A 13,377-nucleotide genomic window follows, 5' to 3' on the forward strand; every position below is an offset into this window, starting at 1 on the left:
GCACCTGCACCACCCATGGTGCCCGCGGCACGGACCGCGGCGGGCCGACGGTCCACGAGGCGTCGGGGAGGGCTTCGCCCAAAGGCACGCCACGGCTGCCGCGACCACACGAAGCGGTGACCGAACGCGGCCGCCCGCTACCAATTCCGGAGCGACACCGGCCATCCCGGAGCAACGCGGAGACGACCACGAGCGGCACGGGCGAGGACCTTCGGGCGGCTTCGAGCGGACCGCCTCACATGCGACGGATCGCGCCCGGCGTGAGGGGTTCGTCGAGGAGGCGGCGGAAGCGCTCGGACCGGGCATCGGCATCGACGGCCTGATCGAGCCAGCCGCCGAGCAGGCGGTAGCCCTCGACGTAGGTGGAGATGTAGGCGCGCCACAGCGGTGAGGACAGGAAGCGCAGGGATTGGGTGGCGCGCTCGGGGGTGACCAGGCTCCAGCGCTGCATGAACTCGGCCACTTCGTCGGCGCCGCGGCGGCGGTCGTGCAGCAGCAGGGCCGCGTCCTGGCGCACGCCGAGCAGGTTCGCCGAGGCGATCGAAATCCGTTCGGCGCGTTCGCCATCGAAGCGCAGGCCGAGATCGGCGTAGATCTCCTGCGCCCAGCGTCCCCAGCCCGGGCCGACGATCGACTTCAGGGCCAGATCCGCCAGGCCCTCGGCCATCAGGCACTGCGGGGTGTTGACCACGAACAGGGTCTGCTCGTCCTGCCCGGCCCCGACCAGCCCGGCTTCCTTGCGGCAGTGCTCGGTGTGATGGCCCGGGTAGGACTCGTGCGCGATCAGGTGCGGCAACTGCGACATGTGCTGCTTGAGATCGGAATTGATGGCCACCCGGGACTGGTAGTTGCCCAGGTAGTAGTTGAAGCCCGACCACGGCTTGTCGCCCACGACTTCGTATTCCACGTGCTCGTTGTCCGGCAGCGGATAGCGCTCGCGCACCAACTCACGCAATGCGCCCGAGAACGCGGCCACACATTCCTTCAGCCGCTCCGGCGGAATCTCGTCCTGACGCCGGTGCGCGGTAATGCGATCCAGCAGCGGCCCGTCCCCGGGCAGCACCTCGTCCAGCTGCCGGTGCGCCTCGCGGTAATCCTCGGTGTCACCGGGCGCGATATCCACATCGAAGTAGGCCCGCACCTCGTCGATGAAGTTGATGTCCTCCCCCGCGAATTTGCGGCCCGAGCATTCGAGGGCACGCAGATGCGCGTCGAGGAATTCCACCCGCTCGGCCGACAGTCCCGCCTCGGGCAGTTCCTTCCGTAGCGCGGCCGCCCGATGCGCGAGGTCGCGCGGCTCCGGCGCGGGCGCGTTCTCCACCTCGCGCCGCAGCGCCGGATCACCGGTATAGGCGTCGACGAAGCCCTCTTCGAGCCGATCGAATGCCAGTCCGAGCCGCAGATATTCGGTGACCAAGGGATGCGCTGCCATCCCCCGACCCTATGCGATCCCCGCCCCTTACCGCCGGGTCATCCGATCACTCCTCTCCCCGGGGGTTATCGCGGCCGAATCGTCCTGTCGCGCAGGCTCACCGGAGCAACCGCACGGTTGCAATGTGGCCCATCCCACTCTGGTTACCCGCGAGTAGCAATACCTGGTGTTCACCCGGATGTTGAGGCCGAGCACAATTCGGCTATGCGTGGAGTGTTGGCCGGATCGCCGGGCACGGCGACGATGCGGCTTCCCGAGAGCTGTTGTTGTCGGCCGACCCGAGCACGCCGGACGCGGGGACACGAGTAATGGCACGGATGAGCGAGCCCAGCCCGTATGTGGAATTCGACCGCAAGCAGTGGCGCACCCTGCGAAAGTCGACTCCCCTGGTGCTCACCGAGGAAGAACTGATCGGCCTGCGCGGCCTCGGTGAGCAGATCGACCTCGAGGAGGTCGCGGAGGTCTATCTGCCCCTGGCCCGTCTCATCCATCTGCAGGTCGCGGCGCGGCAGCGCCTGTTCGCCGCCACCGCCACCTTCCTCGGCGAGACCCATCCCGACCGGCAGGTGCCATTCGTCATCGGCGTGGCGGGCTCGGTGGCGGTGGGCAAGTCCACCACCGCCCGTGTGCTGCAGGCACTGCTGGCGCGCTGGGATCACCATCCCCGCGTGGATCTGGTCACCACCGACGGATTCCTCTATCCGACAGCCGAACTCACCCGGCGCGGCATCATGCACCGCAAGGGCTTCCCGGAGTCCTACGACCGCCGCAAGCTGCTGCGCTTCGTCACCGAGGTGAAATCCGGTGCGCACGAGGTGTGCGCGCCCGTGTACTCGCACATCGCCTATGACATCGTGCCCGGCGAATACCACTGCGTGCGCCAGCCCGACATTCTCATTGTCGAGGGCCTCAATGTGCTGCAGACCGGTCCGCGACTCATGGTCTCGGACCTGTTCGACTTCTCGGTCTACGTGGACGCGCGCATCGAGGACATCGAGAACTGGTATGTGCAGCGCTTCCTGTCGCTGCAGAAGACCGCCTTCCAGGACCCGAATTCGCACTTCCACCACTACGCGAACTTCAACGAGCAGGAAGCGGTCAACCAGGCCAAGGAGATCTGGCACAACATCAACCGGCCGAACCTGGTGGAGAACATCCTGCCGACGCGGCCGCGCGCGACCCTGGTGCTGCGCAAGGACGCCGACCACTCCATCAACCGGCTGCGGCTGCGCAAGTTGTAGGAGCTTCCCGGCAAGCTCTAAAGCCGCCAGGCCGCATCGAGTCTGGCGGCGACATCGATATCGGTCGCGGCCTGAATGTGCGGTTTGCAGATCTCCGTGGCTATGTAGCGCGCCACGAAACGGCGAATCTCGTGGTCGACGCTGGCGACGATGCGCAGTATCTCCCCGCGTCGGGTAGCGCTCGCGACATTGATGCGCACATTGCTCGGCTGCGGCTCGTCGATTTCGATGAGCACTCGCAAAGGTTCGGCGGTTCGCACGGTCAGGTGCAGATGAATGGTGCCGTCCACGCGGAACGGATAGCGATCCACCGCCAGATCGATGAGCAGATCCACCTTGAGCGGGATCACCAGGTCGAACGAAATGATGTCGTCCACTTCGCGTTTCAGGCGGGGCTGGCCGAGCCGCACGGTGGCCGAGAGTTTGGCGAGCTTGCCCGGCCCGGCCCCGATGGGCCCGAATTCGAAGGCCTCCCCCGTGAGTTTCTCGAAGGCCCCGGCTATCCGTTCGGTCGAGGCGGCGTATTCGAGAAAGGCGCGCCCGAACGCCTCGTAGCTGATGTACGGCACCGCCGCGACCTGGGTTTCCGCGGGGCCACCCTGCCCCTCGTACAGCTCGCTCATGCATTCCGACGGTACGCGAGCAAGGTTACGGCGAACCCGGATCACATTGCACTGCAATGGAACCGTTGAACGGCTGTGTTCTAGACCCCGAAGCGGCGGTGCCGGGCCGCGTAATCACGCAGGGCCCGCAGGAAATCCACGCGTCGGAATTCCGGCCAGTACGCCTCGGTGAACCAGATCTCGGAATAGGCGCTCTGCCACAACAGGAATCCCGAGAGGCGCTGCTCGCCGGAGGTGCGGATGACGAGATCGGGATCGGGTTGGCCGGAGGTGTAGAGGTGCTGGCCGATGGCGTCCACGGTGATGGACTGCACCAGATCCTCGCCGGTCTCCCCCGCGTCCATCTCCTGGCGGACCAGCGAGCGCACCGCGTCGGCGATCTCCTGGCGGCCGCCGTAGCCGATGGCGACATTCACGTGCACGCCGGTGCGACCCTCGGTGGATTTGGCCGCCTCGCTCAGCCGCCGGGCCATCTCGGCGGGCAGCTGGTCGAGCGCCCCGACAATGCGGACGCTCCAATTCTGTTCCGGCGCAGACAGTTCGTCGACGACATCGGTGATCACCTCGAAGAGGGTCTCGAGTTCGTCGGAGTCGCGCCGCAGGTTCTCGGTGGAGAGCAGGTAGAGGGTCACCATCTCGATGCCCGCCTCGCCGCACCACCCGACGAGTTCGGCGATCTTCAGCGCGCCGACCCGATGGCCGTGGCTGATATCACTGAACCCGTTCTCCCGAGCCCAGCGCCGATTACCGTCGCACATGACGGCAACATGCCGCGGATGCTGTTTGCCCGCCAGCTGCTGGGCCAGCCGCTTCTCGTATATGCGATATGGGAGCCCACGCACCTGACTCGCAACCTTCACGGCCGCAACCCTACGCCCCCGCAACGAATAGCGGAGCGACCGGGACACAGGACCGAAACACGGGGGAGACTTCGTGACGACACCCACTCGACGGGCCGAGACCCGACAACCTACGGTACCGTAGGTTACCGAGGAGGAAACTTATGTCCGACAGTGCGCAGGCGGTGCCGCCCGTCGATTCGGTGGCGGGGGTGCTCGAGACGGTCCGCGAGGAGATCGGGGCGGTTCGGGACGAGCTGGCGTTGATCAAGCCCCGGATGCGGGGGTGGATTCACGCGTGGGCCGTGGGTGTGGCCGCGATCGCGGGGGTCGTGCTGGTGTCGGTCGCGAGCACGGTGTCGGCGACGGCGGCGTGGTCGACGCTGGTGTACGCGATCACGGTGTGCGGAGTGTTCGGCATCAGCGCGACCTATCACCGGGTGAATTGGAAGACCGATCGAGCGCGCCTTTCCATGAAAAGGGCTGATCACAGCATGATCTTCCTTTTCATCGCGGGCAGCTACACACCGTTCGCCTTGCTCGGCGTGCGCGGTACGGCGGGCACGATCCTGCTGTCCATGGTGTGGGCGGGTGCGCTGGCCGGGGTCGCGCTGAAGATGCTGTGGCCCACCGCCCCTCGCTGGGTCGGGGTGCCGCTGTATCTGCTGTTGGGCTGGGCCATCGTGCCGGTGGCGGGGACCCTCATCGGCAATGTCGGCTGGACGCCGGTGATTCTGCTGCTCGTGGGCGGCATCGCCTACAGCGTGGGCGGGGTCCTCTACGCCTCGCGCTGGCCGGATCCGTGGCCGGAGGTTTTCGGGCATCACGAGTTCTTCCATGCCGCAACGGTGGTCGCGGCCCTGTGCCACTACATCGCGGTATGGATGGTCTTGCTCAGCTGATCTCCCGTTGCTCCGTTGATCTCTGAGCAATTACCCACAAACGTGCAATCCCGGCCGAAAGGTCTCTAGAGTCTGCGACGTGACCAGCAGACTCATCCTGTGGGCGCTGCGTGCGCGTGGGGGTCTGTCGGCTGTCGTCATGGCGTGCAACCTCGGCGGCCTCGCGGTGATCACCACCGAACTGTTCCTGAGCGGATTCCTGAGCCGACTCGGGCCGCATTGGATGAGCACCTTCGTCTACGTGTCGATCTATCCGGCGATCGGCGCGCTGGTCGGCATCGTCCTGGCGGTGCGGGACCGCGGTCACTACTTCGGCTGGCTGGATCAGCGCCGACCGCCCACCGACCGTGAGGCGAAACGGCTACTGCAACTGCCACTCTCGATCACGCTGCGGGCGCTGGCCATCTGGCTGCCCGGCGTGGTGGTGGCGGCGGCGATCTTCTCGCACGCCACCGAGGAACGCAGCTTCCCGGTGGTGCTGTCCATGTTCACCCTCGGTGGGCTGGAGTCGGCGGCGCTCACTTTCCTGATCGTGGATCGGCTCATTCGGCCGACGATTCCGGTGGTCGCGGAGGTGCTCGACGAGACCGCGCACTGGAGCAATACCGTGCTGGCCCGGGTGCTGGTCACCTTCGCGGTGGCGGGGGCGGTGCCGCTGTTCATGCTGATCACGGTGCTGGCCGATCCGACGACCGATACCCAGGACCGGATTCGGACCGGCATCTACATGGCGATTGTCGGACTGTCCGCGGGTGTGGTGGCGACGGCCGCGCTGGCGCGGGCGGTGGCCACGCCCATGCACACGCTGCGGGAGGCGTTGGATCGGATCGCGCGCGGCGATCTCGATGCCCGGGTGACCATCAACAGCACCAGCGAGATCGGGCGGCTCGAGCATTCGGTGAACGAACTGGCCGCCAATCTCAGTGAGCGCGAACGCATGCGGACCGTGTTCGGGCGGCACGTCGGCACCGAGGTGGCCGAGCGGGCGCTGTCGGGCACCACCACCGACCTGAGTGGCGATATGCGGGTGGTGACAGCGCTTTTCGTGGATGTGACCGGATCGGTCGCCATGGCCACCGAGCTCGCGCCGCACGATTTCGTGGCCAAGCTGAATCGGCTGCTGTCCACCGTGGTGGCGGCCACCGAGGACAACCACGGGCTGGTCAACAAGTTCGAAGGCGATGCGGCGCTGTGCATTTTCGGCGCGCCCATCGCGCTGGCGGACAATGCGACGCCCGCACTGCTGGCCGCGCGCCGGATTCGGGACGAGGTGGCGGTGCTCGGCGAACTCGACGTGGGCATCGGCATCGCGCGGGGGCTGGTGTTCGCCGGGGACGTGGGGACCGACACCCGGCTGGAGTTCACCGTCATCGGCGATGCGGTGAACGAGGCCGCGCGCTTGACCACCGAGGCCAAGCTGGTCCCGCGCCGCATTCTCGCGAGTCAGGCGGTCATAGACGCCGCCTCCGATTCCGAGCGCACGAACTGGACCCACTTCGACACTCTCCAGCTCCGCGGCCGCAAAGAGCCCACTCCCTGCTGGACCGACGTCCCGTCGCCAACCCACCGCAACGGCAGTGCCCCGCGGGCCGACCGGGCCGCGGCCGCACCCCCGGAGCCCGCCGCCGACCGGGCCGCCGATCGCTGATCATTCGAGCCGCTTCGGAGTTGTCCGCGCACCCGCCGCGACCTGCCAATATTCGAACGAGAACAGTGGTCTGAACACACCCGGACTGTAGAGCCGCCCGCCTGCGCCCGGCAACGCATTAACCAGTCACAACGCGGTGTCATACCTGGGGACCGGGGGTATCTCGTACTCGTGGGGGATTCGAAGTGGCGGTGCGAAGTCGGACAGTTAACGGCATGACTGAGATTGGCGCGTTCGAGCGGACGTCGGCGGCGGTGTGGGAGCGGCCCGAGCGGGCCATCCTGGCCTATCGCGCCGTCGTGGTCGCGCTGGTGGCCGGGGTGGGTGAGACGCTGGGGCACGCGGCCCTCGCGCTGGACGACTCCGACGTGCGAATACCAAGCCTCGCATTGGCTTTGGCGATCCGAGGGGCGATATACGTGACGGTCTTCGCCCTCGCGGCCCGCATGCTGACTGGAAGTCAGCTGGCACGAGCGGTTCTCGTGGTCGGGCTGGGCACGGTCGGCTTGGCCTCGCTGGTGATGGAACCGATCGCCGCAGCCCTATCCTCGCCTCACCTCGCCCACCTCTTCACCGGCTGGAACCCGAACACCGTAATCCTCGGTCTGTTCCGCGCCGCCCACATCATCGCCGTCCTCGTCTTCGTCCCCGCCGCCATCACGGCAGGCCACCGCACCGACCACCGCTAACTCCCGGGATCTCGCTTGGCACAAGAGATTCAGGCCTCGAGAACGGTGGAGGGGTTGGTCAGGCCGAGAGCGGCGGCAGCAGTCCGGCTCGCACTTCCTCTGCGGTGGTGACGGGGAGGTCGCAGACCGAGCCGCGGCAGATGTAGGCGGCGGAGGTGTCGCGGACCGGTGGACGGTCGGCGAGCAGGGGTTGGGAGTCGAGTTCGCCCGAGATGACGACCGAACCACCGGGGGCAGCGGTGCGGGCGGCGGCCAGTAGGGTTGCGGCGCTGCCGGATTCGCTTTCCGGGCCGTGGACAATGGCCACCTGGATGGGGCCGCGCAGGGCGGCCTCGGCCACGGCGAGCCAGTGTCCGGCCGAGCGGGGCGCGCGAGCCAGCAGGACCGCGCCGCGGGCAAGGGTCAGGTCGGCCAGTTGGCGGTAGCGAGAGGCCCTATCGGTCTCGGCGATCGCCGAGGCGGTGAGCAGCGCCTCGGCGAGAACCGAAGTGCCGGACGGGGTTGCGCCATCCAGGGGGTCGCGGGGGCGGGTGAGCAGGGTTTCGGCGTCGTCGGCGGTGTCGAACCAGCTGCCGGGGGTCTCCGGGTCGGCGAAGTGGGTGATGGCGGCATCGAGCAGGCGCTGCGCCTCGGTCAGCCAGTCCCCCTCGGCGGTTTGATGCAGCGCGAGCAGCCCCAGGGCGAGCCAGGCGTAGTCCTCGAGCACGCCCGGAGCGGACCCCGGCACCCCGCCCAGGGAGGCGCGGCACACTCGCCCCTCGGTGACATGGGTGTCGATCAGGTAGCGGGCACAGCGCGCGGCGGCCGCGACCCACTCCGAATACCCGTGTGCGGCACCGGCTTCCGCGAGCGCGACAATGGCCATCCCATTCCAGGCGGTGACCACCTTGTCATCCCGTTCGGGCTGGGGCCGACGCGAGCGGGCGTCGGACAGCCGCGCCCGAATGGCCTCGAACCGTTCGCGATCGGCCGGGCTCGGATCGGTGTAGCGGGTCAGCACCGAGGTTCCGTGTTCGAAGGTGCCCGCCGTCGTCACGCCGAAAAGCTCTGCGGCCCAGGCCCCGTCGAGCGCACCCAACTCGCCGTTCAGCTCGGCGGGGGTCCACACGTAGGTGGCGCCTTCGACACCGGGCTTCCCCGGTTCCACGTGCGTATCGGCATCCAGCGCCGACGCGAAGGCGCCCTGCTCGGTACCGAGATCCGCGAGCAGGAATTCCACGGTTTCCCGAGTCACCCGCAGCGCCAGCGATTCCGGGCTGCGCCGCGCCAGATGCGCGTAGACCCTCAGCAACTGCGCATTGTCATAGAGCATCTTCTCGAAATGCGGCACCACCCAGGCGGCATCCACCGAATACCGAGCGAACCCACCCCGCAACTGGTCATAGATCCCACCCCGGGCCATCGCCTCGCACGTGAACGAAACAGCCTGCAGCACACCGAGATCCCCGGTCAGCTCATAGTGCCGCAGCAGCCCCTCCAACAGCGCCGAAGGCGGAAACTTCGGCGCACCCCCGAACCCGCCGTGCTGCGCGTCCACATCCTTCAACACCGCCGAAACCGCATGCTGAACGAGCTCGACCCCGATCCCGATCTCCGAATCCGGCAACCCCACCGTCTGCTGCCGCAACGCCTCCCCCACCTGCCCCGCAGCCGCATTCACCTCATCCCGCCGATTCCGCCAGGTGTCATTGACCGCCGTCAACAACTGCGTGAACGAGGGCATCCCATGCCGAGGCGTCTTCGGGTAATACGTCCCGCAATAAAACGGCTCCCCCTCCGGAGTCAGAAAACAGGTCATAGGCCACCCACCCTGCCCCGTCATAGCCACGGTCGCATTCATATACACCGCGTCGAGATCCGGCCTCTCCTCCCGATCCACCTTGATGCAAACAAAGTTCGCATTCATGATCTCCGCAGTAGCCACATCCTCGAACGACTCATGCGCCATCACATGGCACCAGTGGCAACTCGCATACCCGATCGACAACAGAATCGGCACATCCCGCTCCGCCGCCTCCCCCAGCGCCGCGGCATCCCACTCCCGCCAATCCACCGGATTATCGGCATGTTGACGCAGGTAAGGCGATGTCGCACGAGCCAACTGGTTCATACCCAAAGCGTAGTGCGTCGGCTGCCCCTTCCCGGCTCGTGCGCCATCACACATGAAGAGTCGTGCGCACGCCGCTAGCGGCTCAACGGCCGCACCGATCTCAGGCCAGCCGGGTCGGCAGCGGCGCGAGGGTGTAGTTGCGCCAGATGTAGTCGTCCATTTGATGCTGGTCGCCGGAAAGGTTCAGGACGCGGTCCACCTTGCCGTCGGGATCGAAGTGCCACACCAGCGCCCACGTTGTGTCGACCTTGCCTTCGCCCTCGGTCGAATAGCCACGATGGATGTCGACGACGTATTCCTCGTTGGCTTCGAGGAAGAAGGTCTCGGCCTTCATGCCCGCCTTCGCCAACTGGTCGAAGAAGGCGACCACCTCGTCCACTCCGTGTTTCGTACCCGAGAGCGCGTGATGGCCGGGGATCGTCCACGCTATGTCTTCGGCCAGGACCGCCTTCATGCCGTCCAGGTCGTAGCGAGCATAGGCCTCGAAGAACTCGCCGATCGCCTTGATCTTCGGATCTTGCTGTACCACTGAGAAATTCCCTTCGATTCGTTCGAGATACCCTCGGCCTCAGGCCAAGTCGAGCGTCGTGTGCATGGCGGCAGAGCATGTCGGTGGCGGCAGCCACCTCCTCCATGACATCGACTCTGTCGCGCATGGCTGTCACCCGGCTGGCAGCCGCTGCCATCGCGCTGCCAGGGCCGCCGGGCAGAGTCGGTCTCCGCAGGGCGGGAACGACGAACGGAGCAGACCCATGACCCGAACGGCACCGAGCCAGTCAACTGCCGTTGCAGTCGATTCGGCTCCCAGGAAAGGTGATTCGACAATGCGAATTCTGCTCATCGGTGCCAGCGGTTACCTCGGCACGGCCGTGTCCGAGCGGTTGCTGCACCTCGGGCACGAGGTCGTCGCCCTGGTCAGGCCCGAAGAGGCCGAGGTGGTCGGCGCGTACGAGTGCCGCATCGGTGATCTGCTCGACCCCCCGACCCTGACCGCCGCGGTCACACCGGATATCGACGCGGTCATCGATGTGGCCACGCCCCTGGGGGACCAGGCCGCCGACGCGGCGGCGATCGCCGCGCTGACCGCGCCGCTGGTGGGCACCGGCCGCGGATTCGTCTATACCAGCGGCGTCTGGGTACTGGGCGCGACCGAGGATCGGACGGCCGACGAACAGTCGCCGGTCAATGCGATCGAGATCGTTCGCTACCGGCCCGCTATCGAGCGACAGGTGCTCGCACTGGCCGACGAGGCGGTGCGCGCCACCGTGATCCGTCCGGGTCTCATCTACGGCCACGGTGGGGGCATTCCGGCGCTGCTGGTGGATCTGGCCCGCAAGTTCGGCGCACCCCGGATCGTCGGCGACCTCGGAGTGCGCTGGCCGATGGTGTACATCGAGGACTTGGCCGATCTATACGTCCGGGTTGTCACCAACGCGTCGGCCGACACCCTCTGGCACGGTGTCGCGCATCCGGCAGTCGCCGTCAAGGATCTGGTCGCGGCGGCCGGCGCGGTCGCCGGGGTCACCACAGAGCCAGTGGTGTGGCCGGTCGCGGAGGCGGCGGCCGAGCTGGGCGCGCCGTTCGCCGAGGCGCTCGCGCTGGACCAGTCGGTGAGCGGTGCCGCGGCGCGGGACCGGCTGGGCTGGCGACCCGATGGCCCGACCCCGATCGTCGAAATGCTGGACGGCTCTTACCGCTAGCGGATCACGGCCCCGGCGTTGGCCCGCAGGCTCCAGCTGCTGGACGGTCCCGGCTCTTGGTTGGCCAGGTGACCGAATTGCTGGGCGACATCGACGTTCTCGTCGCGGATGCCGCCCAGCCGGATGGGATGCTGCAACCCGACCTCGATCGAGTGACCGGTTCGCACGCTCGCCCGCTGGCAGGTGCTGCCAGTGGGTTGACAGCGCCGTCGGACAGCATTCACGACCATGATGGAAACGAATGCGACGATATGGGCGGTTTCCGAGGGCCTCGAACTCGCGGCGATCGGTGGCGTCGCCACCACGGCTTTGGTGTGGGCCGCATGATCGTCGGTGCTCGCCGGGCGAGCAGTGCCACCATGCGTGCGGCGCTACACCGGGAATGGGGATCACCGCTGGAGATCGCCGAGGTCGCGCGGCCCGAGCCTGCCGCCGGGGAGGTGCGCGTCGCGGTACGGGCGACAAGCGTGAACCCGATCGACATGCACACCGGCCGCAATTCCGGCTATGAGCAATCCATGCGGCTGCCTTGCATCCCCGGGTGGGATGTCGCGGGCGTGGTGGACGCGGTGGGGTACGGCGTGACTCGCCACGCGGTGGGCGACCGCGTGTACGGTCTGGCCTGGTTTCCCTACCCTGCGGGCACGTACGCCGAATACCTGACAGTCCCCGCGTATCACCTTGTACCCATGCCGAAATCGGCGTCCTTCGCGGAGGCGGGATGCTTGCCGATGGCCGCGCTGACGGCGTGGCAGATGCTCGACGCACTCGGCACCCGGGCGGGTCAGCACGTGCTGATCAGCGGTGCTTCCGGCGGCGTGGGGCATGTCGCGGTGCAACTGGCGGCCGCGCGCGGGGCCGTGGTCACCGCGTTGGCCCGTCCCGAAAACCACACCGCACTGCGCGAATTGGGTTCGCACAGCTGCGTGGACTACACCGATCCGGACGCCGTCGCGGCGATCGGCAAGGTCGACGCGGTGCTCGATCTGGTGGGATCCGATTTCGGCGCTTCCCTTTTCGACCGCGTACGGCCCGGCGGGGGGATCGCATTGGCGACCGCGTGGTCGATCAACGGATACCGGGACGCCGCGGCGGAGCGGGGTATCCGGGTGGCCTCGTGCCTGGTCGAACCCGATCCAATGGCTCTCGCGGCGATCACGGAACTGGTCGACGCAGGCGCGGTGCGGATTGTGGTCGGCGCCGAGTTCGGTCTCTCCGATGCCTCCGCTGCCCAGCATTGGGTCGAGCATCGGCGCGGCTTCGGCAAGGCCGCGATCATGGTGAACGCACAGGAGCCCTCATGACCCTCCGATTCGGGATGCAATTGGCACCCACCGCGTCCGAGCTCGAACAACTACGTGAGCTCGCCCGGCTGGCCGACCGGGAGGGATTGGATCTACTCGGCATCCAGGACCACCCCTATGCGGGATCCTTGGCCGACACCTTCGCGGTCATCGCCACCGTGCTGGCCGACACCGAGAGGCTGCGGGTGTTCCCGGACGTGGCCAGCCTGCCAATGCGCGGTCCAGCGATGCTCGGCAAGCAGGCCGCCACCCTGGATCTGTTGAGCGCGGGCAGGTTCGAGCTGGCGCTGGGCGCGGGTGCTTTCTGGCAAGGGATTTCGGCCATGGGCGGCCCGGCACGGACGAATCCCGAAGCGCTGCAAGCGCTCGAGGAGGCCACCCGCATCATCCGCGCGATGTGGATACCCGGGCGGAAGGCGCACGAGGACGGTTCCTACTACGCCGTGCACGGCGTGCAATCCGGTCCTGCCCCAGCACATTCGGTCGGCATCTGGTTCGGCAGCGTCGGGCCGAAGGCTCACGCACTGACCGGTCGCATCGCCGATGGCTGGGCGGCGCCGATCCCGCACTACCTGCCATACGAGAAATGGGCTGCCGCGCAACAGATCATCTCGGCGGCCGCCACGGACGCGGGCCGTGACCCGGCGAGCATCACCAGGATCGCGCAGCTGGTCGGGCACATCACCGACGCCCCGGGCCCGGTCGACCTGCGTGGCGAGGCACCCATCCGGACCAACGCCGCCGGTTGGGCCCGCATCCTGGCCGACCTCGCCGACGGCACCGGTTTCGACACCTTCGTCTACTGGCCCGAATCCCCGGACGAGACCCAGCTACGCCGATGGATCAACGAGGTCGCGCCGATGACCCGGGCCCTGAGAACCTGAGACGA

The 13,377-nt window shown here is 67.5% G+C and carries 13 protein-coding genes; 7 read left to right on the plus strand and 6 right to left on the minus strand.

Translation table 11 applies throughout. The features are described from left to right. Positions 1-235: 235 nt before the first annotated feature. The gene (locus VMT40_RS19435) at positions 236-1,432 is read right to left on the minus strand and encodes a DUF885 domain-containing protein (protein ID WP_326359775.1); all 1,197 of its coding nucleotides are present in this window, start codon (positions 1,430-1,432) and stop codon (positions 236-238) included. Between the two features lie 308 nt (positions 1,433-1,740). Here VMT40_RS19435 and coaA point away from each other — a divergent pair, with 308 nt between their 5' ends. Further along, complete coding sequence (gene coaA, locus VMT40_RS19440) at positions 1,741-2,673, plus strand: type I pantothenate kinase (protein ID WP_326306419.1); 933 nt, start codon at positions 1,741-1,743, stop codon at positions 2,671-2,673. Between the two features lie 17 nt (positions 2,674-2,690). On the opposite strand, the gene VMT40_RS19445 is transcribed toward coaA, so the two are convergent. Then, a complete protein-coding gene (locus VMT40_RS19445) occupies positions 2,691-3,296 on the minus strand; it encodes a hypothetical protein (protein ID WP_326359776.1) in 606 nt (201 codons plus the stop codon). 80 nt (positions 3,297-3,376) lie between these two features. Next, positions 3,377-4,156 (minus strand): isoprenyl transferase, encoded by a 780-nt coding sequence (locus VMT40_RS19450; protein WP_326306417.1) that lies wholly within the window; start codon positions 4,154-4,156, stop codon positions 3,377-3,379. A 143-nt stretch (positions 4,157-4,299) separates the two neighbouring features. Here VMT40_RS19450 and trhA point away from each other — a divergent pair, with 143 nt between their 5' ends. The 3 genes from trhA (at position 4,300) to VMT40_RS19465 (ending at position 7,374) form a co-directional block, all read left to right on the plus strand. Continuing rightward, positions 4,300-5,037: a PAQR family membrane homeostasis protein TrhA gene (gene trhA / locus VMT40_RS19455; RefSeq protein ID WP_326359777.1), complete on the plus strand. Its 738-nt coding sequence runs from the start codon at positions 4,300-4,302 to the stop codon at positions 5,035-5,037. 79 nt (positions 5,038-5,116) lie between these two features. Beyond that, positions 5,117-6,685, plus strand: a complete 1,569-nt coding sequence (locus VMT40_RS19460) for an adenylate/guanylate cyclase domain-containing protein (RefSeq protein WP_326359778.1) — start codon at positions 5,117-5,119, stop codon at positions 6,683-6,685. A 215-nt stretch (positions 6,686-6,900) separates the two neighbouring features. Then, complete coding sequence (locus VMT40_RS19465) at positions 6,901-7,374, plus strand: hypothetical protein (RefSeq protein WP_326359779.1); 474 nt, start codon at positions 6,901-6,903, stop codon at positions 7,372-7,374. 58 nt (positions 7,375-7,432) lie between these two features. Here VMT40_RS19465 and VMT40_RS19470 read toward each other — a convergent pair whose 3' ends face one another. Next, positions 7,433-9,484 carry a thioredoxin domain-containing protein gene (locus VMT40_RS19470; protein WP_326359780.1) on the minus strand — a complete coding sequence of 684 codons (2,052 nt, stop codon included), beginning with the start codon at positions 9,482-9,484 and terminating at the stop codon, positions 7,433-7,435. Between the two features lie 100 nt (positions 9,485-9,584). After that, a complete protein-coding gene (locus tag VMT40_RS19475) occupies positions 9,585-10,013 on the minus strand; it encodes a nuclear transport factor 2 family protein (protein WP_326359782.1) in 429 nt (142 codons plus the stop codon). 295 nt (positions 10,014-10,308) lie between these two features. Between VMT40_RS19475 and VMT40_RS19480 the strand changes: the two genes are divergently transcribed. After that, positions 10,309-11,184 carry an NAD-dependent epimerase/dehydratase family protein gene (locus VMT40_RS19480; protein ID WP_326359783.1) on the plus strand — a complete coding sequence of 292 codons (876 nt, stop codon included), beginning with the start codon at positions 10,309-10,311 and terminating at the stop codon, positions 11,182-11,184. On the opposite strand, the gene VMT40_RS19485 is transcribed toward VMT40_RS19480, so the two are convergent. Next, complete coding sequence (locus tag VMT40_RS19485) at positions 11,181-11,351, minus strand: hypothetical protein (protein WP_326359784.1); 171 nt, start codon at positions 11,349-11,351, stop codon at positions 11,181-11,183. The two genes, VMT40_RS19480 and VMT40_RS19485, sit on opposite strands and share 4 nt — an antisense overlap. A 156-nt stretch (positions 11,352-11,507) precedes the next feature. Between VMT40_RS19485 and VMT40_RS19490 the strand changes: the two genes are divergently transcribed. Then, a complete protein-coding gene (locus VMT40_RS19490; RefSeq protein WP_326359785.1) occupies positions 11,508-12,488 on the plus strand; it encodes an NADP-dependent oxidoreductase in 981 nt (326 codons plus the stop codon). Next, the gene (locus tag VMT40_RS19495) at positions 12,485-13,372 is read left to right on the plus strand and encodes an LLM class flavin-dependent oxidoreductase (RefSeq protein WP_326359787.1); all 888 of its coding nucleotides are present in this window, start codon (positions 12,485-12,487) and stop codon (positions 13,370-13,372) included. The genes VMT40_RS19490 and VMT40_RS19495 overlap by 4 nt, the downstream gene beginning before the upstream one ends. Positions 13,373-13,377: the final 5 nt, after the last annotated feature.

Source organism: Nocardia sp. CDC160 (assembly GCF_035818795.1).
In the GTDB taxonomy this organism is placed as follows: Bacteria; Actinomycetota; Actinomycetes; order Mycobacteriales; family Mycobacteriaceae; genus Nocardia.

Bases quoted from the DNA above. Each gene is read 5' to 3' on its own strand.
- trhA (WP_326359777.1), top strand. From the start codon at position 4,300: ATGTCCGACAGTGCGCAGGCGGTGCCGCCCGTCGATTCGGTGGCGGGG.
- VMT40_RS19470 (WP_326359780.1), bottom strand. From the start codon at position 9,484: ATGAACCAGTTGGCTCGTGCGACATCGCCTTACCTGCGTCAACATGCC.
- VMT40_RS19435 (WP_326359775.1), bottom strand. From the start codon at position 1,432: ATGGCAGCGCATCCCTTGGTCACCGAATATCTGCGGCTCGGACTGGCA.
- VMT40_RS19465 (WP_326359779.1), top strand. From the start codon at position 6,901: ATGACTGAGATTGGCGCGTTCGAGCGGACGTCGGCGGCGGTGTGGGAG.
- coaA (WP_326306419.1), top strand. From the start codon at position 1,741: ATGGCACGGATGAGCGAGCCCAGCCCGTATGTGGAATTCGACCGCAAG.
- VMT40_RS19490 (WP_326359785.1), top strand. From the start codon at position 11,508: ATGATCGTCGGTGCTCGCCGGGCGAGCAGTGCCACCATGCGTGCGGCG.
- VMT40_RS19480 (WP_326359783.1), top strand. From the start codon at position 10,309: ATGCGAATTCTGCTCATCGGTGCCAGCGGTTACCTCGGCACGGCCGTG.
- VMT40_RS19445 (WP_326359776.1), bottom strand. From the start codon at position 3,296: ATGAGCGAGCTGTACGAGGGGCAGGGTGGCCCCGCGGAAACCCAGGTC.
- VMT40_RS19495 (WP_326359787.1), top strand. From the start codon at position 12,485: ATGACCCTCCGATTCGGGATGCAATTGGCACCCACCGCGTCCGAGCTC.